22 protein-coding genes are annotated in these 26,791 nt (G+C 32.3%); 8 read left to right on the top strand and 14 right to left on the bottom strand.

Translation table 11 applies throughout. The annotated features are described in order from the left end of the window. Positions 1–470 precede the first annotated feature (470 nt). Complete coding sequence (gene aroQ / locus EMN46_RS14460) at positions 471–890, bottom strand: type II 3-dehydroquinate dehydratase (protein WP_154201529.1); 420 nt, start codon at positions 888–890, stop codon at positions 471–473. A 187-nt stretch (positions 891–1,077) separates the two neighbouring features. Between aroQ and xerD the strand changes: the two genes are divergently transcribed. Next, positions 1,078–1,986, top strand: a complete 909-nt coding sequence (xerD, locus tag EMN46_RS14455; protein ID WP_154201528.1) for a site-specific tyrosine recombinase XerD — start codon at positions 1,078–1,080, stop codon at positions 1,984–1,986. Between the two features lie 83 nt (positions 1,987–2,069). Here xerD and EMN46_RS14450 read toward each other — a convergent pair whose 3' ends face one another. Then, positions 2,070–2,690, bottom strand: coding sequence for a hypothetical protein (locus EMN46_RS14450; protein ID WP_154201527.1), 621 nt, complete (start codon positions 2,688–2,690; stop codon positions 2,070–2,072). 108 nt (positions 2,691–2,798) lie between these two features. Further along, the gene (locus EMN46_RS14445; RefSeq protein ID WP_229130384.1) at positions 2,799–4,034 is read right to left on the bottom strand and encodes an S-adenosylmethionine:tRNA ribosyltransferase-isomerase; all 1,236 of its coding nucleotides are present in this window, start codon (positions 4,032–4,034) and stop codon (positions 2,799–2,801) included. Between the two features lie 170 nt (positions 4,035–4,204). Here EMN46_RS14445 and EMN46_RS14440 point away from each other — a divergent pair, with 170 nt between their 5' ends. Continuing rightward, on the top strand, positions 4,205–5,227 hold the full coding sequence (locus tag EMN46_RS14440) for a DUF2027 domain-containing protein (protein WP_154201526.1): 1,023 nt from the start codon (positions 4,205–4,207) through the stop codon (positions 5,225–5,227). Between the two features lie 87 nt (positions 5,228–5,314). Here the strand turns inward: EMN46_RS14440 and EMN46_RS14435 are convergent, their stop codons facing one another. From EMN46_RS14435 to EMN46_RS14425, 3 genes are all read right to left on the bottom strand, one after another. Next, positions 5,315–5,962: a LysE family translocator gene (locus tag EMN46_RS14435; RefSeq protein ID WP_229130383.1), complete on the bottom strand. Its 648-nt coding sequence runs from the start codon at positions 5,960–5,962 to the stop codon at positions 5,315–5,317. Positions 5,963–6,066: 104 nt separating this feature from the next. After that, positions 6,067–7,869, bottom strand: coding sequence for a lysophospholipid acyltransferase family protein (locus EMN46_RS14430; protein ID WP_154201525.1), 1,803 nt, complete (start codon positions 7,867–7,869; stop codon positions 6,067–6,069). A gap of 215 nt (positions 7,870–8,084) precedes the next feature. Next, the gene (locus tag EMN46_RS14425; RefSeq protein WP_154201524.1) at positions 8,085–8,924 is read right to left on the bottom strand and encodes a histidinol-phosphatase; all 840 of its coding nucleotides are present in this window, start codon (positions 8,922–8,924) and stop codon (positions 8,085–8,087) included. 224 nt (positions 8,925–9,148) lie between these two features. On the opposite strand from EMN46_RS14425, the gene EMN46_RS14420 reads away from it, so the two are divergent. Both EMN46_RS14420 and EMN46_RS14415 read left to right on the top strand, forming a co-directional pair. Continuing rightward, a complete protein-coding gene (locus EMN46_RS14420; protein WP_154201523.1) occupies positions 9,149–10,993 on the top strand; it encodes a YgiQ family radical SAM protein in 1,845 nt (614 codons plus the stop codon). Between the two features lie 91 nt (positions 10,994–11,084). Continuing rightward, positions 11,085–11,810 (top strand): tetratricopeptide repeat protein, encoded by a 726-nt coding sequence (locus tag EMN46_RS14415; RefSeq protein ID WP_154201522.1) that lies wholly within the window; start codon positions 11,085–11,087, stop codon positions 11,808–11,810. 42 nt (positions 11,811–11,852) lie between these two features. Here the strand turns inward: EMN46_RS14415 and EMN46_RS14410 are convergent, their stop codons facing one another. After that, complete coding sequence (locus EMN46_RS14410; protein ID WP_154201521.1) at positions 11,853–12,803, bottom strand: TIGR01212 family radical SAM protein; 951 nt, start codon at positions 12,801–12,803, stop codon at positions 11,853–11,855. Positions 12,804–13,068: 265 nt separating this feature from the next. On the opposite strand from EMN46_RS14410, the gene EMN46_RS14405 reads away from it, so the two are divergent. Beyond that, positions 13,069–14,625, top strand: a complete 1,557-nt coding sequence (locus EMN46_RS14405; RefSeq protein WP_154201520.1) for a DUF4301 family protein — start codon at positions 13,069–13,071, stop codon at positions 14,623–14,625. Positions 14,626–14,736: 111 nt separating this feature from the next. Here EMN46_RS14405 and EMN46_RS14400 read toward each other — a convergent pair whose 3' ends face one another. Beyond that, positions 14,737–15,426, bottom strand: coding sequence for a 2-C-methyl-D-erythritol 4-phosphate cytidylyltransferase (locus EMN46_RS14400; protein WP_154201519.1), 690 nt, complete (start codon positions 15,424–15,426; stop codon positions 14,737–14,739). Between the two features lie 154 nt (positions 15,427–15,580). Next, positions 15,581–16,360, bottom strand: a complete 780-nt coding sequence (map, locus tag EMN46_RS14395; RefSeq protein ID WP_154201518.1) for a type I methionyl aminopeptidase — start codon at positions 16,358–16,360, stop codon at positions 15,581–15,583. Positions 16,361–17,194: 834 nt separating this feature from the next. Between map and trpB the strand changes: the two genes are divergently transcribed. After that, positions 17,195–18,412, top strand: a complete 1,218-nt coding sequence (trpB, locus tag EMN46_RS14390) for a tryptophan synthase subunit beta (RefSeq protein ID WP_154201517.1) — start codon at positions 17,195–17,197, stop codon at positions 18,410–18,412. A gap of 70 nt (positions 18,413–18,482) precedes the next feature. Here the strand turns inward: trpB and EMN46_RS14385 are convergent, their stop codons facing one another. Together EMN46_RS14385 and EMN46_RS14380 are read right to left on the bottom strand one after the other, a co-directional pair. Beyond that, positions 18,483–19,388, bottom strand: a complete 906-nt coding sequence (locus EMN46_RS14385; protein WP_154201516.1) for a YitT family protein — start codon at positions 19,386–19,388, stop codon at positions 18,483–18,485. A gap of 330 nt (positions 19,389–19,718) precedes the next feature. Further along, positions 19,719–21,755 carry a M3 family metallopeptidase gene (locus EMN46_RS14380; protein WP_154201515.1) on the bottom strand — a complete coding sequence of 679 codons (2,037 nt, stop codon included), beginning with the start codon at positions 21,753–21,755 and terminating at the stop codon, positions 19,719–19,721. A 201-nt stretch (positions 21,756–21,956) separates the two neighbouring features. On the opposite strand from EMN46_RS14380, the gene EMN46_RS14375 reads away from it, so the two are divergent. Both EMN46_RS14375 and EMN46_RS14370 read left to right on the top strand, forming a co-directional pair. Beyond that, entirely contained in the window at positions 21,957–22,259 is a 303-nt protein-coding gene (locus tag EMN46_RS14375) for a Dabb family protein (protein WP_154201514.1), read from the top strand. Between the two features lie 763 nt (positions 22,260–23,022). Next, positions 23,023–23,775, top strand: a complete 753-nt coding sequence (locus EMN46_RS14370) for a TorF family putative porin (protein WP_154201513.1) — start codon at positions 23,023–23,025, stop codon at positions 23,773–23,775. 134 nt (positions 23,776–23,909) lie between these two features. Here EMN46_RS14370 and rimO read toward each other — a convergent pair whose 3' ends face one another. The 3 genes from rimO to EMN46_RS14355 form a co-directional block, all read right to left on the bottom strand. Next, the gene (rimO, locus tag EMN46_RS14365) at positions 23,910–25,208 is read right to left on the bottom strand and encodes a 30S ribosomal protein S12 methylthiotransferase RimO (protein WP_154201512.1); all 1,299 of its coding nucleotides are present in this window, start codon (positions 25,206–25,208) and stop codon (positions 23,910–23,912) included. 255 nt (positions 25,209–25,463) lie between these two features. Continuing rightward, positions 25,464–26,414: a signal recognition particle-docking protein FtsY gene (ftsY, locus tag EMN46_RS14360; protein WP_154201511.1), complete on the bottom strand. Its 951-nt coding sequence runs from the start codon at positions 26,412–26,414 to the stop codon at positions 25,464–25,466. Positions 26,415–26,635: 221 nt separating this feature from the next. Then, the gene (locus tag EMN46_RS14355; protein WP_125032073.1) at positions 26,636–26,788 is read right to left on the bottom strand and encodes a DUF4295 domain-containing protein; all 153 of its coding nucleotides are present in this window, start codon (positions 26,786–26,788) and stop codon (positions 26,636–26,638) included. Positions 26,789–26,791: the final 3 nt, after the last annotated feature.

Here is a 26,791-nt window from a genome sequence, read left to right as displayed (position 1 = left end):
AATTCAAAAATCATTATCAATACGATTCTAGCCTAAAACAAGACTTAACTTTAATAAACTGGAAAACTATTAATAATAATATTAACCTTTAAATAAAAAGAATAACTGATTTTAAATGATTATGTTTTATATACAATAAGATATTTATAACACTACTCATCTTATAAATCCAAGTAAGTACACCATACATACTTCAATTTCCTCTTTAGAAACAAGGTATGAATTTTAGAGATTTAAACTTAGCTTATCGCAGATTATTAATAAATTTTGTCTTTGTAAAACGTTTGCGGAATGAAAATTGGAATAAGTCTAAATAATTAACAACAGAATCTTAATTTAAGTGATCATTCTTATTTTAGTCTAACTAAAACAGTAATTCGTCAATTTTGATAAATAGAAAAAATCAACAAATAATAAATTTCCTATCAATAAAAAAAATGACATTTGTCAAAAAAATAAACAAGACCTCATTAAATTTTCATAAGAGCTTCCACTCCTAAACGGTATGAATCAAGACCAAAACCAGCAATTACACCAATGCAACTTGCACTAATTAAACTCGTATGTCTAAATGATTCCCTTTGATGTACATTAGAAATATGTACTTCGATAACAGGAATATCAATCGCAGAAATAGCATCTCGAATTGCTATAGAAGTATGGGTGTAAGCCGCAGCATTAAGAACAATTCCATCACAAGACATTCTAACTTCATGTATCTTATTAATGATCTCACCCTCGATGTTGGATTGAAAATATTCCAAAATAGAATCTGGAAATAATAGCTTTAATTCGTCGAAATATTGATCAAAACTTTCCGAGCCATAAATCGCTTTTTCTCTTGTACCTAATAAATTTAAATTAGGTCCATTTAGTATCAAAATTTTCATTTCGTCAAAATTTCAAATTAATTTAACATAGACTTTTTGTTTTTTTTAACAAACTTTACGTAATAAACTACGATAATGTATTGTTATATTATCATAAAAGTACGTATCTTGCTAACGTTAAAACAAAACTAATTAAATAGTTTGATTAACAATTACAACTAAACTACATACTTAAAAATTAATTGAAATGAATTGGACTACAACAATTGACAATTTCAAGACTTATCTCACGCTAGAAAAGTCTTTATCCAAGAATTCTATTGATGCTTACATCAATGACATTACAAAATTAACAACTTTTTTTAAGGAACAAGGAAGAACCGTGGCTCCTAACGAGGTTGTTTTACAAGACCTTAAGGACTTTGTAACTTGGATTAATGATGCAGGAACAAGCCCAAGAACACAAGCTCGTGTTATTTCTGGAATTAAAGCTTACTTCAAATATTTATTACTTGAAGAAATTATTGACAGAAATCCAACGGCTTTATTAGAAGCTCCAAAAATTGGACGTAAACTACCACATACACTAACTGTTGAAGAAATCGACATTTTAGTTAAAGCTGTTGACACAAACAAATCTGAAGGACAAAGAAATAGAGCAATTCTAGAAACTCTTTATTCATGTGGATTACGTGTTTCTGAATTAATTGACCTTCGAGTTTCTAACTTACATTTTAGAATGGGGTTTATTAAAATTCATGGTAAGGGAAGTAAAGAGCGTTTAATTCCAATTGGAAAAAGAGCTAAAAAGGAGATTAAACTATATCTTAAGAACAATAGAGGTAAATTAAATATTGATAAGGATAGTGAAGATATTTTATTCCTTAACCGTAGAGGTCGTAAACTTTCTCGTGTTATGATTTTCACTATTATAAAGAACCTTTCTAAGAAAGTTGGTTTAACTAAAAATGTTTCTCCTCATACTTTCCGTCACTCATTTGCTTCTCATTTAGTTGAAGGTGGTGCTGACTTAAGAGCTGTTCAAGAGATGTTAGGTCATGAGTCTATTTTAACAACTGAAATCTACACTCATTTAGATAGAGATTATTTGAAAGAGACAATTAAAAATTGTCATCCAAGATCAAAAGATCAATAGATCTTCAATAGTAAAAAAAAGAGTAGCAACTAGCTACTCTTTTTTTTGTCTTATATATTTTTAAATCTTAAACCTAAGTTCAATTATAACTTCACGATATAAGCATCTGGAAATCCATTGGATCGAACTTCCCTCAGCTCTCTACGGCATACCCAATAATTATCAAAGCTTCTATAAAAATATCGATACAAATTCTCATTCATATCAAAATTCTCATAAAGGCCCTTCAATTTTAAATAACTTATAAGCGTCTTATTTTTACTTGCAAAGACATGGATTGAATATTTAAATTTTGGTTCTTTCTTATTTGTAATGTTATAAGTCTCTTCATAAAGATTTCTCATCTTCTTAGAGAATTTTACACGAGTAAGATCGCGGTAGTAATTCCAAAACTCCCATTTTCCATATCTATTTATTCGAAACAATGTTTCTGGTGGCAGTTCCTCTATATAATTATCATCCGCTTCTTTTTCTTTTTTTGCAGTTTTAACTTGATTCGATATATCTTTTTCATTCTCTAAAGTTGGTTCTTCAGGCTTTTCAATACTTGCTTCAGGTTCAATCTCAACGATTTCAACATAAACTAATTCACTATTATCATTAGACTTAACAGACGTAAATAATTCTGGAGAGATATAAGTAGACAATAATCCAACAACAATCGATATAAGTATACAAGCTACAATATAAAAGAGGTTTCTCATAAATAAAGTATTCCTTTTAAACGAATAAATTGATTTTTAAACTCTAACAGTAAAGTTTAAAACCCTTATAGAGAATAAATATAATAAATTCTATTAACATATCTATAATTATGGCTTCATCAATAATGAACTATCGCCATAACTCAAGAATCGAAAGTTATTATTTAATGCAAAATCATAAATTTCATGCCACTTGTCTCCCACTAAAGCTGAAATTAATAATAACAACGTACTTTTGGGTTGATGAAAATTAGTTACTAATCCTGATATTACTTTAAAGTCATAACCAGGTGCTATAATAATCTGAGTTGCAGCATTAAATAAAGAAATATTCTCTTTTTTCATAAAATCAACAATGGCTTGAAAAGCTTCAATTCTTGAATAACTTCCATCTAAAGTGTATGCATCCCATTGTCCAAGCATATATGGGTTTTCTTTGCCTGATAATAACTTTACACCCATCCAGTACAAACTTTCAAGCGTTCTTACTGAAGTTGTTCCGACTGCAATAATTTTATTTTCAGCATTAATTATTTGCTCTAAACTCTTAATATTGACCTGAATATGCTCTGTATGCATAACATGATCACCAATATGATCTACTTTTACAGGCTTAAATGTACCAGCACCCACATGTAAAGTTAGTTCGGCTCTATGTACCCCAAGTTCATCTAGTCGACTAAATACCGAATCGGTAAAATGCAACCCAGCAGTTGGAGCAGCTACAGAACCTTCATATTTAGAGTAAACTGTTTGGTAGCGAACTAAATCAGAATTCTCGGTATCACGATTCAAATAAGGAGGAATAGGAATTTTACCTGTAATCTCAAGAACTTCACTAAAACTTAATTCTTTATTCTCCCAAGTAAATTGAATCTCATGAACTCCGTTTAAATTCTCGATATGTTCTGCGCAAAGAAAATCCTCTTGGCCTTCGTGCAAGAAACTCATTTTTAGAACTTCAGATTTCCATTTACGAAGGTTTCCAACTATACACTTCCATGTACAAACACCTTTAGCTTCAAACGCAAGTCCATAGTCTGCAGGACTCATAGGCTCCAAACAAAATATTTCTATACGTGCTCCAGTTGCTTTATGAAAAATTAACCTAGCCTGAATAACTTTAGTGTTATTAAAAACCATAGTTGTACCTTCTGGAATCTCTTCTGGTAAATTTTGAAATCCTCTTTCAACAATTTCACTATTCTTAAATACGAGTAACTTTGATTCTTCTCGATTACCTAAAGGGTATTTAGCAATTCTCTCATCTGGTAAATCGTATGTAAAATCTGATATCTGAATTTGTTGCAGACTCATTATTGTTTCTTCAGTTCTAATTTCCATCTCTCCTCTATATTTTTCTAAACAATACCATTCTCATTAATCATAGAATAGAATTGGTGCGTAAAAATAGTTAACTTTGTTCGTATTATAAAAACAATGCCTCAGATTCCACATAATTGATTGGTTATTTATACAAATCATGTATCTATAGGCTATAAACAATAAATCACATGCAAATAAATATTGGAGATAAAGTTAAATTTCTCAACGAAACAGGTGGCGGTAAAGTTACACGCATATTAGATGCTAAAACTGTTATTGTCCTTAATGATGAAGATGAATTTGAAATTCCAACTCTTAAAAAGGATTTAGTTGTTATTACATCTCAGGCGGAAGGCAATTCTTCAGCTTCACATAGTCTAACTACAACTAAAAGTGTAACAACAAGTGCAAAAAGCGAACCGCTAAAAGTTCAAAAGGAAGATATCTATTTTGCTTTTGTACCTAAAGCTGGTTACGATATAACTTCAAGTCCACTTGATTTATACCTTATTAACGATACAAATTCTATTCTTCTTTACAATTTTTTTAATCAGAATGGCGAGAGATTTGAAGGCATCACAACAGGTAACATCGATCCTAACTCTAAAATTTTATTAACAGAGTTCGATCAGAAAAATCTTGGAAACTTAAGTGCTTTTAACTTTCAGATACTGTATTACCAAGCAGGAAATTTTAGCCCGAAAGCACCTATCAATAAAACAGTAAAAATTCCAGCTATAAAGTTCTTCAAATCTAGTTCGTATAAGCTTACCGATTATTTTCACGAACAAGTGATTCTTTATAAGCTGACTGCTGATAATATAGAGCAAAAACTAGATGAATTAAGCCAAAAAGATTTCAAAAAAATAATTAGGGAAAAAGAAGGCGAAACGACAAAAATTAAAAGTCCAAAATTAAATCCTAAAACCAATATTTTAGAAGTAGACTTACACATTAACAAGCTAATAGATTCTGTTACTGGCTTTTCTAATGCCGATATTCTTAATTTCCAAATGGATAAATTCCATGAAGTATTGAGAGATAATGAAAGTAATAAAGGGAAAAAGATTGTCTTTATTCATGGTATTGGAAATGGTACTCTAAAACAAAAAGTACTTACAGAACTTAAAAGAAAATATAAAAGACATAGTTCACAAGATGCTTCCTTTAAAGAATATGGTTATGGTGCTACTTTAGTTACCATTAAGTAAACTCTAAAAATCAAATACTCATAATGAAAAAGGAGAAAGTAAATTAATTACTTTCTCCTTTTTTATATTTTATGAACTATAGTTCTATCAATTTAGGAATGATTTTATTGGCTCAAAACAAGATAAAAATAACAGAAAGCCCAAGATGGCAATAATGATTCCAGATATCTTATTAATCCAGAACATTTGTTTTAATCTGAATTTCTTTCGAAAAATATTAACCAAAGTAGAAAGTGCATACCACCAAAGCATGCCACCTAAAAACACGCCTAGTAATAAAAACATTGATACTCGAGTTGAGTTTGCATCACCAAAAACAGATGCTCCAGCAAACATAGCTCCAAAGAATATAACCGCAATTGGATTGGAAAGTGTCAGAAAAAAGATAGCAAGAAAATCGCCTAACATGCCTCTTTTACCAGGAGTTTGAGATTTTCTGAATTGTTTTATGGCATTCGTAAAAAATATTCTTAAACCAACAAAGACCAAGAATATTGATCCTACCAGCGAAAAATAAAATTCCTGAGCTTCAATAAAGTTAATCACAAAACCTAAGCCTAATACTGCTATTGACGCAAACAAGGTATCTGCTACTGCAGCTCCCGAACCAGAAATAAAACCAGCAAGTCTTCCTTTATGTAGGGTCTTTTGGATTATTAAGACACCTATAGGTCCTAATGGTATTGACGCCATTAGACCTATAACAATTCCTTTAATTATATATTGAATATCCAAGTGATAGCCTTTTTCAAATTAAAAATTAAGTTGCAAAGATCGTAATTATATATAATTTGACCTATGCTTGTATAAAAATATTGTGTTAAAAAAGATAAACTAGGCTAATTCTTCTCTTCACGAGTAACAAAACGGCTAGTAACCTCTTCGTTATTAATTTCTTTTGTTAATGACTCTATCATTTTCACAGGTACATCGAATAAATCAACAACAATTAACCCATCCAAACAATCATTAAAGTTGGGATCAATATTAAAACCTACAATCTTGGCATTTAATGAAATATACTTTTTAAGTAAAACAGGTAGTTTAGCATTAGAAACCTCAAAGTCTCCAATTAATTTATCAAGCTTATTAATATCATTTTTTGCAGCTTCGAGTAAAATATCCATATCAAGACCTTTTACTTTTACCTTAAATTTCTTTCGCGATTTGATAAATTGGCCCATGTCGTAATCGAAATAATTACGCATAATAAACTTGATAATTAAATCTTTCGATGAATTAGAATAGTCATTACTTATACTAACAGGACCTATTAAATATCGACATTCAGGATTTTTAAGTAAGAAATACATAATACCTTTCCACAATAAAAAGAGTGGCATAGGTTTTCTTTGATATTCTTTAACGATAAAAGAACGTCCCAACTCAATTGATTCACTCAACACCGGTTGAAAAGCCTTTTGCATTTTAAATAAAGACTGAAGATAAAATCCTTTTAAACCATACTTATCTAAAATTTCTTTTCCTTTTCCGACACGATAAGCGCCAACAATTTTTTTATTTTCTTCATCCCAAATGAATAACTGATGATAATACAAATCATATTCATCCACATCGATACTGTGATTTGTACCCTCTCCTACTTCTCGAAATGTAATTTCTCTCAATCGTCCTAACTCAATTAAAAGATTAGGAATATCATCAGATGGTGCACAATAAACCGAAAAGTTTTTCGCCTTAAACAATAAGAACTCCGAAAGACCTTCTATTTCCTTACTAATTAAATTAACATCTACAGCAGGAATAATATCTACAGCCTTCTTCTTTTTACTTGAAGATTTATTTTCATAGAATTTTTTAACCTCAACAGCACTTCCTAGCATATAGGTTTTTGCTCTTAGGAAACGACCGTACTGATTAATATCGGTAAAGCCCTTTTGATCTTTCAGCGAAATTGGATTTCCAATACGAATACGAATCGTTTTATTTTTTTTATTTAATAATTCAGAAGGTAACTTCACCGTTCTCAATATGGGATGAATCATTCCCATTAAATAAAAAATTAAGCTATTACTTCCTTGAAAGTGGATAGGAATAACTGGCACTTCAGCTTTCTTAATGAGTTTAAGAATAGAAGGCTGCCATTGCTTATCGGTAATATTTTTAGACTCTGATTGGTAAGCCGAAACTTCACCTGCAGGAAAAATTCCCAAAGGAGAACCATCACTCATATGACGTAATGCTTCTTTAATTCCTCCCATACTAGAAGCAACTGCTTTTCTATCTTCAAAAGGATTAACGCCAAGGAAACAATCCTTAAGCGGTTCAATCTTTTGAAGAATAAAGTTAGCCATTACCTTAAAGTCTGGTCTAATATCGCTTAGTAATTTGATTAAAAGGATACCATCAATACCTCCAAATGGATGATTAGAAACACTAATAAAACTACCATCTAAAGGAATTCGTTTAAGCTCTTCTTCATCAAATTCAAATTTAATTCCTAAGTCATCTATCAAACCATTGATAAATTCAACACCTGTTTTCTCACAGTTTGCTGAATACAAATCATTCAATTTATTCAAGCGAAGAATATACATTAATAATTTGGCAAAACTCTCGCCGCCAAACCAACCTAAACTCTCACTCGCTTTTAATAAATCCTTGGGATCAACCAATTTCATGCGTAAATATTTTATATTAAAATGGCTTATAAAAACTTCCTATATTCAAGTCGTTTCTTTCAATGAAATAGGTACCCACTTGTAATTTCTTTTCAATTATATGTTTCTCATATACTAAATAGCATCAATAATACAAACTATCAATATAAGATCAATCACTTTTTAATCGAGTAAAAATAGCATTAATTCTTAAAAAGATTAACATTATACACATTTTAAATAGCTGCATTTTTCCACACGCCCTTATCATAAATCCGAACACTATCATAACCAGATTCTTTCAACATTTCCACAGCCTCATTAAAATACGACAATAGTTCATCGGGATGGTGAGCGTCGGTACTAATAGTCATCGGAATTTTATTCTTTTTGCATTCTTTGGCAAAATTTAACTCAGGAAAAAACGACTTTGATTTCTTTGTATATAAACCCCGTGTATTTATCTCAACGATACATTCTGTCCCTTTAATAATATCTATTGTCTCTAACAATAAATTTTGATACCATTTTTCATCTTCCGAGAAATAACGCCCTTTATTATTCATCTTAACCTTATCAATATGCCCAATTATATCAGGTTTCTCTTGAAGAATCATCTCATTAACCTGATGGTAATAAGCCGTCACCATTTGTTTTATATCCCCTTGATACAAACATTCCAAACCATGTGAGTAATTGGTATCTGGTCCGTCAAGAAATACAAATTCATTTTTGATAGGAGATTTAATCAAATGCACCGATCCAATCGTATAATCTAAAGCACAAACCTCTTTCATATGTGCAAATGATTTTGTGAACTCAGGAATATAATCTATCTCTAAAGAAAGATACACGTCAATTTCATTCTGATATTTAGTCGACAAAAATTTAATTTCATCCACATAATTCATCAATTGATTTTCAACCATATTCCAAGACACATCTAAAGGAAATGGAGCATGAGACGAAAAACCAATAGCCTTCATTTGTAAATCGATTCCTCGTTGAATAAAAGCTTCGGCCTTAGCCTTGCCATCACAATAAGATGTATGTGTATGATATGAATAATAGTTCATGAAATAATCTATTCGAATTATCAAATTTGCAGAATTGTCAAAGGTAACAGATCAAGTGAACACTCGTATAATTTCACGCTTCTTTAAAATGTTTATAAATAAAGTAGTAACTTTGCGATATTGGTATAAAATAGGGCGTTTTATACCTCTTGTAACAATTAGAATTAAAGGTTTAGAATAGAACTATCGATAATTGAATATCGATAATCCAAAGAAAAATAAAGATGAAAGACGACACAACAGAATTATATAATCAATGGTTACCAACTTCGGCTAAAGAAGTGAAAGAACGAGGATGGGAAGAACTGGATGTTATTTTATTTAGTGGTGATGCCTATGTCGATCACCCTGCATTTGGATCTGCAGTTATTGGTCGTATTCTTGAAAATGAAGGTTTAAAAGTTGCTATTGTTCCACAACCAAACTGGCAAGACGATTTGCGCGACTTTAAAAAATTAGGTAAACCTCGTTTGTTCTTTGGAATTACAGCTGGGAATATGGATTCTATGGTGAATCATTACACTGCGAATCGTCGATTACGTCACGATGATGCCTATACGCCAGATGGTAAACACGGTCATAGACCAGATATGCCAAGTATCGTTTATTCTAAAATTCTGAAAAAACTATATCCAGACACGCCTATTTTACTTGGAGGTATTGAAGCATCGCTTCGTCGTTTAACTCATTATGACTATTGGTTAGATGAATTAAAGCCAAGCATACTATGCGATAGTCATGCCGATTTATTGGTATATGGAATGGGTGAAAAACCGCTTAAGGAAATCGTTAAACTACTTAAGAAAGGTGTTCGATTTGAAACGTTAACAACAATTCCACAAACATCGTTTATTGCTAAAAAAGGTGAAGCATATCCAACTAAAAAGAAGTGGGAAGTACAAGAACTATATTCTCACGAAGATTGTTTAAAAGACAAAAAGAAATTTGCAGGTAACTTTCGCCATATCGAAATAGAATCTAATTCTATGATGGCTAAAAAGCTAATTCAGGGCTTTAAAGATTCTGACATTATTGTGAATCCGCCCTACCCTGTAATGAAAGAAAAAGAGCTTGACAAAATTTTCGACTTGCCATACACACGCATGCCACACCCTAGATATAAAGGGAAAAAAATACCTGCATATGACATGATTAAATTCTCTGTTAATATGCACAGAGGATGTTTTGGTGGCTGTTCTTTTTGTACCATATCTGCTCATCAAGGTAAATTTATAGCAAATAGATCCCAAAAATCAATTCTTAAAGAAGTAGAATACATCACAAAAATGCCTGATTTTAAAGGGTATTTATCTGACCTCGGTGGTCCTTCTGCAAATATGTATCAAATGAAGGGTATATTTGAAAGCATTTGTCAAACCTGTAAACGTCCATCATGTATTCATCCGAATATTTGCCCTAACTTAAATACCAATCATCAACCAATGCTTGATATCTACAAAAAGGTTGATAAAATTCCTGGTGTTAAAAAATCGTTTATTGGTAGTGGCGTACGTTACGATTTAATGTTACACAAAACTAAAGACGAAAAAATAAATAAATCGAACCATGAATATGCGGTAGAACTAATCAAGAATCACGTATCGGGTCGACTTAAAGTTGCACCAGAACACACTTCTGATGAAGTTTTAGATATCATGCGTAAGCCTTCGTTTAAACTATTTTATGAGCTTAAGGATTTATTCGATGATATTAACAAAAAAGAAGGATTGAACCAACAACTAATACCCTACTTCATATCCAGTCATCCAGGATCGCAAGGTGTTGACATGGCCGACTTAGCAGTAAAAACAAAGGAGTTAGATTTTAGATTAGAGCAAGTTCAAGATTTCACACCAACACCAATGACTGTTGCTACAGTAATATACTATTCGGGTTACCACCCTTATACTATGAAAGAAATTTACACGCCTAAAACAAAGGATGATAAACTCTCGCAGCGTAAATTCTTATTTTGGTATAAAAAAGAATATCAAAATGCTATAAAAAATGAACTTATCAATATGGGGAAAAAAGATTTAATAAAGAAGCTCTTCGGATCCAAATCGTAATCGCATTTTTTATTTACAATATATATCAGCAAAATCCTTTTAAATTTTGCTGATATTATATACATTAGTTCAAAATTTATAATTCCTCTATATGGCTATTGTTTTTAAAGGATTAAAATCCATTAGTTTTGTTCTGCTTTTTGCATTGAGTCTTTCATCTTGTACACAGATGAAAATTGAAAAGCTTAATAAGAAAGGAATGAGTTTTTTTGAACAAAAAAGATTTAAGGAAGCTAATCACGTTTTTACCGAGATATTAAGCTTAGATGAAAATTTTATGCCTGCCTATTTCAACCGTGCTATTGCAAACTCTTTTTTATCAAAAAACAAAAGTGCTCTTAAAGATCTTAATCACCTTATTAAGACACAAGCTTATTCTGAAGAAGTCTTTTTAAATCGAGCTATTATTTACGAAAATCTTGGAAAATACGATAAAGCCATTAATGATTACGATCAAATACTAAAACATAATCCTAAACATTTAAAAGCAACCCATTACAAAGGCATATCATTATACTATACGGGTAAGTTTGATGAAGCTATAAAAGAATACGATAAGGCAATTAAGAATGGTCTGAATGTTACGGGTGTTTATTATAATAAGGGTGTGGCTTTAGATTGCTTAGAAAAATACAAGGAAGCCATTCAATCTTATAGTAAGGCAATTAAATTGGATAAAACATTCAAACAAGCCATATATGCAAGAGGTGTAGATTACTATAACCTTAAAGATATTAAATTGGCAAAAGCTAATTTAGAATATGCAAAAAAATTAGGCTACCCTAAGGCAGCCAATATTTTAAAAACTATAAAATAATTTATAACAAATTAGTTACTTCTTAATCTCCTCATAAATTAGTCAAGGTTTTTTATACAAACGGCCTTGCCAAGTATCTCTTTCGGCCATTTGTTTTTCTAGTTTTGCAACAAATTCAAAATTTTTGACACCCCATTTTGGTGCAATTAACCAACCAGGAGGCGCCTGATTTACAAAACGATCTAACATTACCTCAGGATTCATATGCTCCATTACATCGATTACAAAATCGATATATTCCTGCAACTCGAACAAATGAAACTGATTAGGATCTTCCTCATACTGCTTAGCCATTGCCGTATGATTTAAGACTTGCAACTGATGCAACTTAAGTGTTTCAATAGGTAGGTTGGATAATCTAATAGCATGCTCCAACATCATTTCCACCGTATCGTGAGGTAAACCGTTTACCAAATGTGCACCAATATGAATACCTCTATTGGCCGTAGCTAAAATACTTGCTTCGGCTTCTTCGTACGAATGACCTCGATTAATAGCATTAAGCGCTTCATTATTGGCAGACTCAACGCCATACTCTACCGCAATATAATAATCCTTAGCCAAAGTCTCCAGATAGTCCAATATCGGTTCCGAAATACAATCGGGACGGGTTCCAATAACAAGACCAACCACCTTATCATGAGAAAGTGCTTCTTCATATATACGTTTCAATAATTCAAGCTCCCCATAAGTATTTGAAAAAGCCTGAAAATAAGCTAAGTATTTTTGAGTCTTATATTTTTTTGAGAAAAACAGAATACCCTTATCAATCTGTTCGGTTATAGATTCCTTTGGTGAGCAATAGGCCGGATTAAAGCTTTTATTATTGCAATAGGTGCAACCACCAGTCCCCTTACTTCCATCTCTATTGGGACAGGTAAAACCCGCATCAATGGTAACTTTTTGAATACGTTCTGAAAATTTTTTCTTAAAAAAACCAGGAAAATCGTTGTAACGTTTACTATGACCCCAAGGGTATATATTTGTTTGCATATTTATTATTGCTTTGCCACAAAAGTACAAACTTATGGGCATAGTGCAAGTTCAATATGGTCAATCGAATATCAGCATTATATACAAGCAAGTATTTATAAATATACAGACATAAATCTTTTATTAACCAATAAATTTAAATCACTAGTTTAGTGATGATTAACATATTCATAATAGATAACGAACTAAATTATAAACAAAATTTCGATTAATTACAAAACAAATTTTTAACTTGCTTCTCAGACAATTTACAAAAAGTAAAACCATGTTTTCAAAAAAAGATCTTAGCCTCATTAAAAAAAGAGGCATGAATAAAACCAAAATCGAAGAACAAGTTAAACACTTCGAAACAGGTTTTCCTAAAGTAAAACTTGTAAACCCAGCCACTATTAGTGACGGGATTATGAAAATTGAAGATAATGAAATAGATACATATAGAGATTATTTTCTCAACAGACCAAAAAAACTATCCATTATCAAATTTGTTCCTGCATCAGGTGCTGCTACTCGAATGTTTCAAAAACTTTATGATTTTCTCAATACCTATAAAGAAACAGAAGAAGATTATCTAGCTTACATGAGTGATAAATCTCCTGAAGGAATGAAAAAATTCTTTGATGATATCGAAGACTTTGCCTTTTTTGTAGATCTAAGAGCTGCTTTACAAAAAAAAGATTTAGACCTCGAAACACTCATAGAGAAAAACAACTTCAAAGAAATACTGAATACCTTACTTAATAAAAATGGCTTAAATTACAGCAACAAGCCAAAGGGGTTAATCAGATTTCATAAATATCCTGATTACACACGAACAGCTTTCGAAGAACATTTGGCAGAAGCATTACACTATGCTAAAAATTATAAAGGTACAGCTCAGCTTCACCTTACTATTTCGGAAGAACATAAAAAACTTTTTGCTCGCAAGCTAAAAAAATCTAAATCTGCATTCGAAGAGAAATACGATGGTAAATTAAAGGTAAGCTTCTCATATCAAAAATCATCAACCGATACGATTGCTGTTGATATGGAAAATGTTCCATACAGAGATGTAAACCAAAGCTTATTGTTTAGACCAGGTGGACATGGTGCGCTTATCGAAAACTTAAACGAACTAAAAGCTGATATTGTTTTCATTAAAAATATCGACAATGTTGTTCCTGATAGACTAAAAGACGCAACTTATACATACAAAGAAGCCTTAGCCGGAGTTTTACTAAAATACCAAAAGCAAATGTTCGATTATATCGCTTTGCTAGATAACAAAAAACTAGAGCTTAGTAAAGATCAACTAAATGAAATGCTTGATTTTGCCACCAATATACTTTGTATTAAAGCACCAAATACCCTTAAGACTGATGACCTAGACAAACTCAAAACTTACTTGTTTAATAAATTCAACAGACCAATTCGAGTTTGCGGTATGGTTAAAAACGAAGGTGAACCTGGTGGTGGTCCTTTCTGGGTGAAAAATTCAGATAACTCATCATCTCTACAAGTAATTGAGAGTTCGCAAATTGATCAAGAGGATAAAAAACAATCTGATATTTTTAGTGCATCAACACATTTCAACCCTGTTGATTTAGCCTGTGGTATTAAAAACTTTAAAGGAAAGAAATTTGACTTAACTCAATTTATTGATCCTGAAACAGGTTTTATTTCTAGAAAATCGCACAATGGAACACCTCTAAAAGCAATGGAACTTCCTGGACTTTGGAATGGTGCTATGTCCGATTGGAATACGATTTTTATTGAGGTTCCAAGTATCACATTCAACCCCGTTAAAACAATTTTCGATTTACTCCGTGTAGAACATAGAAACTAAAACGAAGATTTCAAATACAAAAATGTCCCTCAGAATTCGTATTCTAGAGGGACATTTTTATGTCAAAAACTATCTTATAAAATGAATTAAAATGAAATGACCTATTTAAGCTTATACAATTATGTCTTCGCCTATAGCTAAGTCTTGTTCAAAAGTAATCTTGATATTATTCTCATTTCCTTCAACAATATGAATTGCTTCATCGGGCAGATAACGCAACACCACACCACAATCGTCAGTTGCTTCAAAATCAGGATCTTTCATTGCTAAATCGTAAGCTTTCTTTATAGTCTTGTATGAAAATGCCTGAGGCGTCTGCGCTCTATAAAGAAGATCTCTAGGAGGAATTGACTCAATACATTTCTCATTATTCAACTTAAAAATGGTATCGGTACTTGGAATAGCAACAGCAACCGAATTTCCAGCAGATAAACCAGCTACAACATCGTCGATAATACTTTGATTAACAAAAGGACGAACAGCATCGTGAAAAATTAAATTCACATCTTGCTCATTTTCGTAAGCCAAAATAGCTGCTAAACTAGAATCGCTCCTTTCCCTGCCGCCACACAGAATTTTGTTTACCTTTTTAAAACCTGCTGCGCTAACAATACGTTCCACATCAGCAATAAAATTCGAATGAATAACCACACAAATCTCATCGACGCCTTCATGCTTCTCGAAAATAGTTATACTATGCTCAATAATCGATTTACCAGCTATCTTAAGAAATTGCTTTGGCAAATAAGCTCCCATACGTTTGCCCGTACCACCCGCAAGAATAACGGCTACATTTTTCATATATCTATTAAGGTATAAAAAGTCGAAAGATCTAAAGAGTAAAAAGGTATAAAAGTAATAAAGGGCAAAAAGTCTTTAAAAGTCAAAAAATCAGAAAGTCAAAAGACAAATCTTACTTTAACCTTTATCCTTTAGGTACTTTAAACTTGAATACTTATCTAAAAATATCGTACTCTCCCACATCGCTAAGAATCTCATAACCATCTTTGGTAACCAAAATGGTATGCTCAAACTGAGCTGATATTTTTTTATCAATAGTACGTGCTGTCCAACCATCTTTCTTATCGATTACAGCACGTGCTTTACCCAAATTAATCATAGGCTCAATAGTAAAAATCATACCTGGTTTCATTATATCGCCAGAATTACGATGAGAAATATGCTCCACCTGTGGTTCTTCGTGAAATTCTATGCCAACACCATGACCACAAAACTCATAAACAACACCATATTTTTTTGCCTTAGCAAAACGACCAATAGCGAAACCAATATTTCCAAAGTAGTTATCAGGCTTTACCTGCTCAATACCTAAATATAAAGCATGCTCAGTATCTTCAACCAATTTAGCTGCTTGATCTGAAACATCACCAATGGTAAACATAGTACTTGTATCACCAAAATAACCATCAAGAATAGTTGTTACATCGATGTTTAAAATATCACCATTTTTTAAAATAGTTTTAGCGTCTGGAATACCATGACAAATCACTTCGTTTAAAGAGATGCAACTTGATTTTGGATAACCATGATAACCTAATGTTGCTGGAATTGCCCCATTATCACGCATATATTCTTCGATTAAATTATCAAGATAAAGTGTATTAACACCTTCCTTCACATAATCGCTAATAAATTTAAGAGTATTTCCAGCCAACTGAGAACTTTTTCTAATACCCTCAATTTGCTCTGCTGTTTTAATAATTATTTCGTCCATGTAATTGTAAATCTATAAATTAGAGCTGCATATATTAATAGAATTGTTCTTAATTTAATTTCTAAACAGCTCCTAATAAAAGAACAACCAAAGGTCTGCAATGATTACTAATTATGCAAACAAAAGCTTTCTAAATAATAGACAGATGAAATTATATGTACAATATTCTGATGACAAAAACACTCTTCTCTTGTCAATGAGAATCATTTAACAAAAAAAGAAGTTAAACTACAATGAAATTTGCATGGTTTATTAGGGAGAATTAATATGAACAAAAAGTTGTGAGAAATTATATAACATCATCAAGATTTTTAAACTACCTTTTCAGAACGAAAATTATACACTGCATTATTAAATTGGCCTTATAAAACAAACCATATGACTCTCTTGCACCTCTAAATAACAGTCAATTTCGAAGTCTAAATTAACGAATCACACAATTGACCTAGATGCTATTTTTAATGATCATTTTTCACACCCATTTTCAGCAACATAATTAAGACTATACAACATCCCATTACAAGCTCACATACAACTATTTAAAACTATTTACAATTTTGAATATCCCTAGCATCCGAAATGCTAGTGTGTTCCCAAAAAGTCAATCAGTAATTCAAGTTTTTTAATCCGAAATTTGGTTTAAATAAAAATTAAGTATAACATTACAGCATGAAAACAAATATGTCACAAAATAAATATTGGTGGAACTTCTCAATAAATCATATCGAGAAGGACTAGTCATATGCACATAATTCATATACTAAAAGATCTGCTTCTCGCAGGTCTTTTTTTTTGTTAAAAATCGTAGAAAACTAATTATAAAACCAAAATACAATGGCATTAAAAGATTATTTTAAAAATTACCCAAACGAAAAAGGTTATTTCGGAGAATTCGGCGGAAGCTTTATCCCTCCTGTGCTAGAAGAAGAAATGAACCGAATTAATGAGGCTTATTATTCTATCAGTAAATCTCATAAATTCATTTCGGAACTACGAAGCATTCGTAAACACTTCCAGGGACGTCCAACTCCTGTATATTACTGTAACCGTTTATCAGAAAAATATGGCGGACGTATTTACCTAAAACGTGAAGATCTTAACCATTCTGGAGCCCATAAATTAAACCACTGCATGGGAGAAGCTTTATTGGCTAAATATATGGGTAAAAAGAAGCTTATTGCTGAGACTGGAGCTGGTCAGCACGGTGTTGCACTAGCTACAGCAGCTGCTTACTTTGGTTTAGAATGTGAGATTCACATGGGTGAAGTTGATATCGCTAAACAACAACCCAATGTGTTGCGTATGAAAATACTTGGGGCAACTATTGTACCCGTAACTCACGGATTAAAAACACTTAAGGAAGCTGTCGATTCGGCTTTCCAAGCCTACTTAAAAGACCCTGTCAATACAATTTATTGTATCGGTTCTGTTGTTGGTCCTCACCCATTTCCAATGATGGTTCGAGATTTTCAACGTGTTGTGGGAATTGAAGCTCGCGACCAGTTTCAAGAAATGACCGGTGAATTACCAGACAATGTTGTTGCTTGTGTAGGTGGTGGTAGTAATGCCATGGGTATATTCTCAGCCTTTTTAGATGATCCAGACACTAAGCTGCATGGCGTTGAACCTGCTGGTCGTGGTATAGACAAAGTAGGAGAACATGCTGCGACCTTATCATTAGGCAAACCTGGAATTATTCATGGCTTTAAATGTTATCTTTTACAAGATGAAAAAGGAGAACCGGCTCCTGTTTATTCTATAGCTAGTGGATTAGATTATCCTGGTGTTGGTCCAGAACACTCAATGCTTAAAGATATGGCAAAGGCTGAATATCATTATATTGATGATCAAGAATGTATCGATTCCTTTTTTGAACTAAGTCGATTGGAAGGTATTATTCCTGCACTTGAATCGGCTCACGCAGTTGCTTATGCTGTTAAACTAGCTAAAGCGAATCCGAAACAATCAATACTTGTTAACCTAAGTGGTAGAGGTGATAAAGACCTTGATTATATATTGGAAAATTATGGTTTTCCTGAAGACAAAAAATAGTCTACTTAAGAAGACACTAAAAATGGCGACCATAAGGGTCGCCATTTCTTCTATATTATATTGTAATAAATTACTCCGTCTCGTTTAAAGACTGAAATCCTTTACCAATAATCTCATTGGCTTCTGTAACATTAACAAAAGCCTCAGGATCAACTTCCTTTATAAACAACTTAAGAATTTCAAGTTCTCTACGACTCATCACAGAATAAACCATTTTTCTGTCTTGTCCTGAGTAAGCTCCTGTTCCAGTAAGAATAGTAGCACCACGCATCAAGTCATTATTAATTTTACGAGCAATAGTCTCATAATGATCAGAAACAATCATCACCGTTTTATGGTAGCTTGCTCCACTTACAACCATATCGATAATTTTACCTTCGATATAAATAATGATCAATGAATAAATTGCAAACTCCCATCCAATTGCACCTGTTTCTGTAGGCTGAATAAGAGTAAAAAGTACGATAATACCATCAACAATCATAACCAATTTACCCAATGATAGCTTGGTATACTTTGCTAAAATCATAGCAACAATATCAGAACCACCAGAAGTTGCGCGTGACTTAAATACAAGCCCAATAGCAATACCATAAAATACACCAGCAACAATTGTATTCAACATTGGATCAAGAATAACTTTGGGATAACCAACAGAAACGAACGTTTCCATAATCCATACAGTCATTAGAATTATTGCAATACTAACAATTGTTTTAACCCCAAATCGAGGTCCTAAAATGATTGTACCTATAATGACCAATGGAATCTCCATTGCAAAAGTACAATAACTAATTTTCCAGCTAAACAATGTGTTTAAAACTGTTGCAATACCATAAACGCCTCCTGGCGCTAATTTGTAAGGAACTACAAATAAAATGTCCGAAACAGCGAAAATAATACTACCTAAAACAAGGTAGGCATAGGTAGAAAGCCATTCGTTTGACAAAAATTTTTCTTTAGTAATAAAAGCCATTCTTAGTGTTGTTTAAGTTACCAAACATACCATTATCTGAGATGCTTAGTGATGTTTGAAATCGGCGACAAAAATAGTCTCCTTTAGTTAAAAAACAAGCTTTCATTCGAAAAAAATATCATGGTAAGAATCAACCTCCCATAAAGCCCAATCTATTGTGCATAAAAAATATTTATTTCGCCATAACAAACACAAATTACCCCTTAACAGTCAAACACTTATAAGATCCGCCGCACATACCTTACATTTATTTAACAGAGCGTTTAAAACTGAACAAAAAAAAGACCTCAGCTTAAAAACTGAGGTCCAAAATCATTAGTTTATATATGCTTAATTTAAGCCACTTCTTTTTAAAAGAGGAGCGATAGATGGTTCTTGTCCTCTAAAGCGTTTATACAAAATCATAGGATGTTCACTGCCGCCTTTTTCAAGTAGATTTTCTCTAAAAGAATCAGCAATTTCCTTATTGTAAATTCCTTTTTGTTTAAAAGCATCAAAAGCATCAGCATCTAACACCTCGGCCCATTTGTAACCATAGTAACCTGCAGCATATCCTCCTGCAAAAATATGAGAAAAGGCGGGACTCATACAAGAAGTTTCCAATCTTGGAAAAAGCTCAGTTGCTTGCATAGCCTTACTTTCAAATTCTGAAACAGACTCAACAAGTGGCTTTTCAATAGAATGCCAAGCCATATCAATCAAACCAAAACTAATTTGACGAACAAAGGCATATCCTGAATGAAAATTACCACTATCAATTATCTTCTTAACTAAATCGGCAGGAATTTTCTCCCCAGTTTTATAATGCTCAGCTACCTTATCGAGCCATTCTTTTTCAAAGGCGTAATTCTCCATAAACTGAGATGGTAACTCCACAAAATCTCTATAAACATTAGTTCCAGATAAACTAGGGTAAGTACACCTAGAAAGCATACCATGCAAGGCATGACCAAACTCGTGCAGGAAGGTTGTTACCTCACCAAAACTCAGTAAAGATGGCTTAGTTTCTGTTGGACGAGTAAAATTACATACAATAGATATGTGTGGACGATGATCCTTACCCTTTTGTACAAATTGCTCTGCATAGGAAGTCATCCATGCTCCACCTTGTTTACTATCTCGAGGATGAAAATCAGCATAGAATACAGAAAGGAAATCTCCCTTACGGTCAAACACTTCGTACACATCAACTTCACTATGATATTTATCTATCTCATTATTCAGTTTAAAAGTTATTCCGTACAGCGTCGTCGCCAAATCAAAAATACCTTGTTTTACTTTTTCTAGCTCAAAATAAGGGCGTGTTAGCTCGTCGTTAACTTGATATTTCTCTGTCTTTAACTTTTCAGCATAATAAGCCCAATCCCATCGTTGAAGTTTAAAATCGGCACCAATACTTTCTGCATAAACCTGTAACTCTTCAAATTCTTCTTTGGCTTTCGGCATAGAAGCTTCTAACAATTCATTCAAGAAATCAACAACCTTTAATGGTGTTTCAGCCATACGCTCTTCTAAAACAAACTGAGCATAATTTGGGTAATCAAACAATTGAACTTTTTCTAAACGCAATTCAACAATCTTCTTAATAATATCCTTATTGTCAAACTCCTCGTTAAAACAACGTGAAGAGTAGACTTTAAACATCATTTCACGCAATTTTCGATTATCGGCATATTGCATAAAAGGAACATAGCTAGGAAATTGAAGTGTAAATACCCAACCTTTTTTATCTTTTGCCTTAGCGGTAGCAACTGCAGCTTCCAAAACACCATCAGGTAAACCTGATAATTCAATTTCATCAGTAATATGTAACTCGAAACTATTCGTTGCGGCCAATACATTCTCACCAAATTGAAGAGTTAGTTGTGAAAGTTCTTTCGATATTTCACGAATTCTCTCCTTCTTCTCTCCCTCTAAATTAGCACCAGAACGAACAAACGATTTGTAACGCTTATCTAAAATCATGCTTTGCTCTGTATTCAATTCTAGAGTATCCTTACTATCGTACACCGTTTTAATCCTTTTCCAAAGAAATTCATTCATCACAATATCATTCGAAAACTCACTCAACAAAGGCGATACCTCACGAGCTAAGGCTTGCATTTGATCATTTGTATTAGCATGATTTAAATTAAAAAACACAGATGATACCTGATCCAATTCTTCACCAATAAATTCCATAGCTTCGATTGTATTCTCAAAACTTGCACCTTCAGTATTATTAGCAATCTGCTCAACTTCTTCTTTAGCTTTTTTAATTCCCTCTAGAAAAGCTGGCATATAATGCTCCATTTTTATTGTACTAAATGGTGCTGTATTATGGATTGTGCTAAACTTGCACAATAATGGGTTTATATTCTTAGTCATAATTCTGATTTACTTTTTAAATAATTCTTGAAAAAAGAAAGATTTTCTTTTTAGAACTAACAAATATAAGAAATATCTGATTTGAGAAAGGTTGAAATTCAGTTAGAATAAAATCTATTAAATTTATTTAACTCATAAATGGTTTTATTTGTCAAAACATCCTATTTTAGCGTAATGTCTAATTAAAACAAAAAAAAAATCATGATTAAGCATATAGCCCTATTTAAATTCGAAAAATTCGATACGCCACAAGAAAAAGAAGATTACTATAACAGAATTAAAGAAGCATTTAAAGGTCTTGAAAACCGTGTACCAGCAATAAAATCTCTAGAAATAGGATTTGACGAACTTGAAGATAAATCGTCATATGACTTTGTGGTTAATGTTGTTATTGAAAATATGGCAAGTTTACCTGATTATGCAAATCACCCAGAACACGTTAAAGCAGTTCTTATTATAAAAGAAAAAGTTATTGACAGAAAAGCTATTGATTATAGCTTATAATTATCAAAATAGACAACAGAAAAAGCTCCAATATATTCTCTATGAGATTAATTGGAGCTTTTTATATTTATTTCAATAAGATATATCTCAAATATAACCCTTGAAAGTTAAACAAATACCATAAACGAATTATCCCCTAGAGATCAATCACTAAACACCACAAAACTGTCCAATATTTAAATTTTGGCTGAAAATAAATACTTATGAATCAACTTCATAAGATTCAAGTTTTGTACTTACTTAATAGAAATATTCATCCTTACTATAAATAACTCAGTCGTTTTACTTACCTATTCTTTTCCAAATAACTTGAGGAAAAATTTCAATTTGGAGCTTCTTTATTTCATCCTTAACGACTCATTTACTTTCTGAGAAATATTAATAGTATAGATTATTCTAACACACAATAATAAATATACAAGCACAAAATTTTATGAATGCATATAGCTTAACAACATCGTAAACCTATAAATTCATATAAAAAACAAGCTCTACCCCCTATTTCAACCATTAATATTAAAAAAAACAACTTTTATCCACACTTACCCCCCAATAAAATAGGATTAATAAATAATATTTATACTTTTACAACACCAACCCCTACTAAAACAGGGTTGACTATTAAATAAAATCATTTATTTAAACACGCCCCCCCCCTTTTACAAGGGGTAATGTTTACATATTTATTAAATATAACCACACCCACTTAAATTCAACAAAGACTAACAATTAGTAAAAACTATTAACCCTAAATTCTAACATTATGCAAAAGACAAAAAAGATTTTCACTTTTATTATCTTCACATTAATACTCTCAGGGAGTTTATCAGCACAAGTTGAATCAACAAAAGGAGAAATAAGTTTAAACGTAGACCTAATGAGTAGGTATGTATGGAGAGGAACACAATTTTCCACAGGTCCAGTAATTCAACCCAATATAGCCTACACGAATGGGAATTTTACAGCTGGAGCTTGGGGTTCATACTCACAAGATGAGAGTAATGGATCTGAAATAGACTTATACTTATCGTATACATTTGCTAATGATATGTTCACTGCAACTGTAACAGATTATTTTTTCCCTACTGAAGGTATCGCTCTTGAAAACAGCTATTTTGACTATAAAAAAGCATCTACAGGGCATATTTATGAAGCAACACTAGCCTATAATGCTACTGAGAAATTTCCAATTAACATTATGACAGCCATGAACTTTTGGGGTGCCGATCAAGATGCTAGTGGCGACCAACAATATTCACTTTATGTTGAACTTGGATATGACTTTAAAGTTAAAGACATAGACCTAAGCTTATTCACAGGTTTCACACCAATTGATGCAGACGAAAGCAAAGGAGAATCTGGTTTTTATGGCGACACAGCAGGTTTTGTCAACTTAGGACTTACAGCCTCAAAAGAAATCAAACTTACCGACAATTTTTCTATACCAGTTTCCGCTTCAATCATTACTAACCCAATGAATGAAAACTTATTTTTAGTATTTGGCGTTTCATTCTAAATTATAAGAACAACACACAAATATAAAATTACCCCAAAGCTCCAATCTATTCTTTATTAAAAGATAAATTGGAGCTTTTTATATTTATTCCCGTAAGGTATATCGAGATATATCCTAAGTATATTGATTAAATACTAAATAACAACTGCAAACAAATCATAGTCTTCTGCATCAGTCACTTCAACATTACAAAACTGTCCAATTTTTAGATTGAAATTTTGGCTAGAAATTAGAACCTCAGGATCAACTTCGTATGAATCAAATTCTGTACGACCATAATAGAAATCTTCGTCCTTACGATCGATGATTACTTTCATTTTCGCACCTATTCTTTTCTGATTAGCTTGACGAGAAATTTCCATTTGAATCTCCATTATCTCATCCTTACGTGCCTCTTTTACTTCTTGAGGAATATCATCGGTATAATTAATAGCTGCGTAAGTATCCTCTTCATTAGAATATGGAAAAACACCTAAACGCTCAAATTTCATCTCCTTAACAAAGGCTTTTAAGTCTTCCATATCAGCTTCTGTCTCACCAGGATGACCAACTAGCATAGTTGTTCGTAAAGTAATACCAGGAACTTCTTTTCTGATTCTATTAATTAACTCAACGGTTTTTTCACGATTAATACCACGACGCATCAAACCAAGAACATTATCGCTTGAGTGTTGAAGTGCTATATCTAAATAACGACAAACCTTAGGGTTTTCACGCATGACTTTTAAAATATCATACGGGAATTGTGTTGGATATGCATAGTGCAATTTAATCCACTCAATACCTTCTATTTTAGACAACTTTTCAACCAATTCAGCCAACATCAATTTACCATACAAATCTTGTCCGTAGTAAGATAAATCTTGAGCAATTACCAAAAGTTCTTTAACACCAGATTCTGCTAACCCCTTAGCTTCTTCTAAAATTTCTTCAACAGGTCGAGAAATATGTTTACCAGTAATAATTGGAATTGCACAATAAGAACACGCACGATTACAACCTTCTGAAATTTTTAAATAAGCAAAATGCTTAGGAGTCGTAATCATTCTCATATTAGAGAAATCAGGCTTATATTCTTTATGTAGCTCTTTTAGAATAGACTTCCATTCAAACTTACCAAAGAATTTATCAACTTCAGGAATTTCAACAGCCAACTCATCATGATATCGCTCCGACAAACAGCCCATAACAAAAAGAATATCAATCATTCCTTTTTTCTTTGCATCAGCATATTGCAAAATCATGTTTACAGATTCTTCCTTCGCATCACCAATAAAACCACAGGTATTAATAATAATTATTCGTGCATCACTATTATCTTCGTCACAGCACACTTTAAATTTGTTTGCATCTAACTGTTTCATCAAAAGTTCGGAATCCACAAGGTTTTTAGAACAACCTAAACTAATAATATTGATTTTATTTTGACTCATAATTATTTTATATCTGATTTGAATAAAGAAATCAATGTATATATAACACACCAACTCTCTTTTAGCGCACAAAAATAAGATAAAAAAAGGGCTTTACCATTCTTTAATTGTATTTAGAACTCTCTTATTTGAGGAATGCTTTATAACCTAAGACAAATAGGTGTGATCTATAATAAGTCAAGAACTAAAAAAACACTTCAAAACAAAAAGACTCTTACCAAAGCAAGAGTCTTTTCTATATATTTTAATTAACAACTAGTTAAAAAGCGAATCTACAAATTCAACTCGATTAAAAACCTGAAGATCGGTCATTGACTCACCTATACCAATATATTTTACTGGAATTTTAAATTGATCAGAAACTCCAATCACGACACCACCTTTTGCGGTACCATCAAGCTTGGTAATAGCTAATGCATTAACTTCAGTAGCTAAAGTAAATTGTTTAGCTTGTTCAAAAGCATTTTGTCCTGTTGAACCATCTAAAACCAAAAGAATTTCATGTGGTGCATCAGGAATAACGCGATCCATCACTCTTTTAATTTTACTCAACTCATTCATCAAGTTAATCTTATTGTGCAAACGCCCTGCAGTATCAATAATAACTACATCAATACCATCCTTTTTAGCTTGAGTAAGCGTTTCGAAAGCAACAGAAGCTGGATCTGCCCCCATACCTTGATCTACAATAGGCACTTGAACTCTGTCAGCCCAAATATGCAATTGTTCAACAGCTGCTGCTCTAAATGTATCGGCAGCACCTAACATCACTTTACGCCCTGATTGTTTAAATTGATAAGCTAACTTACCAATAGTCGTCGTTTTACCAACTCCATTTACACCAACAACCATAATAACATAAGGATTATCTGATTTTGGCAACTCCCAAGCATTGAATTCACCCTTATTATTTTCTTGCAATAAGCCTGAAATCTCTTCCTTTAGAATTCGATTCAACTCAGACGTTCCAAGAAACTTATCTTCTTGTACACGTTTTTCAATTCTTTCAATTATACGAACAGTTGTATCAACCCCCACATCAGAGGAAATTAGAATTTCTTCTAATTCATCTAAAACATCCTCATCAACTTTCGATTTGCCAACTACGGCTCTAGATAGTTTTTTAATGACGCTATCTTTAGTCTTTGCAAGCCCTTTATCTAGATTTTCTTTTTTAGACTTCGAAAAAATACCAAATAATCCCATAGTATATATAATACAGTTTAAAGTGACTAAATTACACAAAATAAAAGACACTTCTGCCGATTTATGAGCATTTTATTTTATTCTACAATATTGGATATATGCCTTTGAAAATAGAACCCCTACTATCAACAATTCCTTAATCACTAGACAATAGCAGAAATTTGCACATAAAAAAAGCTTCTCATAACGAGAAGCTTTTAAATCAATATAGAAACTCTTTACTATTTAGCAAAGAAATCTTTAACATTAGCGTTAGGAACGATCTCTTCTTTAAAAGAATATGCTCCTGTCTTAGGTGACTTAACCATCTTGATTACTTTTGCGTAACCACGACCTTCACCTTTTTGTAGGGATGCTACTACTTTCTTAGCCATAAC

Origin of the sequence: Ancylomarina sp. 16SWW S1-10-2 (assembly GCF_009669305.1) — a bacterium.
Lineage (GTDB): Bacteria > Bacteroidota > Bacteroidia > Bacteroidales > Marinifilaceae > Ancylomarina.
The sequence above is the reverse complement of the archived record's forward strand: the minus strand, read 5'-3'. Positions and strand labels throughout refer to the sequence as shown.

Coding starts and splice junctions, on each gene's coding strand:
- map (WP_154201518.1), bottom strand. CDS start 16,360: ATGGACGAAATAATTATTAAAACAGCAGAGCAAATTGAGGGTATTAGA.
- aroQ (WP_154201529.1), bottom strand. CDS start 890: ATGAAAATTTTGATACTAAATGGACCTAATTTAAATTTATTAGGTACA.
- EMN46_RS14400 (WP_154201519.1), bottom strand. CDS start 15,426: ATGAAAAATGTAGCCGTTATTCTTGCGGGTGGTACGGGCAAACGTATG.
- EMN46_RS14425 (WP_154201524.1), bottom strand. CDS start 8,924: ATGAACTATTATTCATATCATACACATACATCTTATTGTGATGGCAAG.
- EMN46_RS14405 (WP_154201520.1), top strand. CDS start 13,069: ATGTTTTCAAAAAAAGATCTTAGCCTCATTAAAAAAAGAGGCATGAAT.
- EMN46_RS14375 (WP_154201514.1), top strand. CDS start 21,957: ATGATTAAGCATATAGCCCTATTTAAATTCGAAAAATTCGATACGCCA.
- EMN46_RS14415 (WP_154201522.1), top strand. CDS start 11,085: ATGGCTATTGTTTTTAAAGGATTAAAATCCATTAGTTTTGTTCTGCTT.
- EMN46_RS14420 (WP_154201523.1), top strand. CDS start 9,149: ATGAAAGACGACACAACAGAATTATATAATCAATGGTTACCAACTTCG.
- EMN46_RS14385 (WP_154201516.1), bottom strand. CDS start 19,388: ATGGCTTTTATTACTAAAGAAAAATTTTTGTCAAACGAATGGCTTTCT.
- EMN46_RS14370 (WP_154201513.1), top strand. CDS start 23,023: ATGCAAAAGACAAAAAAGATTTTCACTTTTATTATCTTCACATTAATA.
- xerD (WP_154201528.1), top strand. CDS start 1,078: ATGAATTGGACTACAACAATTGACAATTTCAAGACTTATCTCACGCTA.
- EMN46_RS14355 (WP_125032073.1), bottom strand. CDS start 26,788: ATGGCTAAGAAAGTAGTAGCATCCCTACAAAAAGGTGAAGGTCGTGGT.
- trpB (WP_154201517.1), top strand. CDS start 17,195: ATGGCATTAAAAGATTATTTTAAAAATTACCCAAACGAAAAAGGTTAT.
- EMN46_RS14440 (WP_154201526.1), top strand. CDS start 4,205: ATGCAAATAAATATTGGAGATAAAGTTAAATTTCTCAACGAAACAGGT.
- ftsY (WP_154201511.1), bottom strand. CDS start 26,414: ATGGGATTATTTGGTATTTTTTCGAAGTCTAAAAAAGAAAATCTAGAT.
- EMN46_RS14410 (WP_154201521.1), bottom strand. CDS start 12,803: ATGCAAACAAATATATACCCTTGGGGTCATAGTAAACGTTACAACGAT.
- EMN46_RS14380 (WP_154201515.1), bottom strand. CDS start 21,755: ATGACTAAGAATATAAACCCATTATTGTGCAAGTTTAGCACAATCCAT.
- rimO (WP_154201512.1), bottom strand. CDS start 25,208: ATGAGTCAAAATAAAATCAATATTATTAGTTTAGGTTGTTCTAAAAAC.
- EMN46_RS14450 (WP_154201527.1), bottom strand. CDS start 2,690: ATGAGAAACCTCTTTTATATTGTAGCTTGTATACTTATATCGATTGTT.
- EMN46_RS14430 (WP_154201525.1), bottom strand. CDS start 7,869: ATGAAATTGGTTGATCCCAAGGATTTATTAAAAGCGAGTGAGAGTTTA.
- EMN46_RS14445 (WP_229130384.1), bottom strand. CDS start 4,034: ATGGAAATTAGAACTGAAGAAACAATAATGAGTCTGCAACAAATTCAG.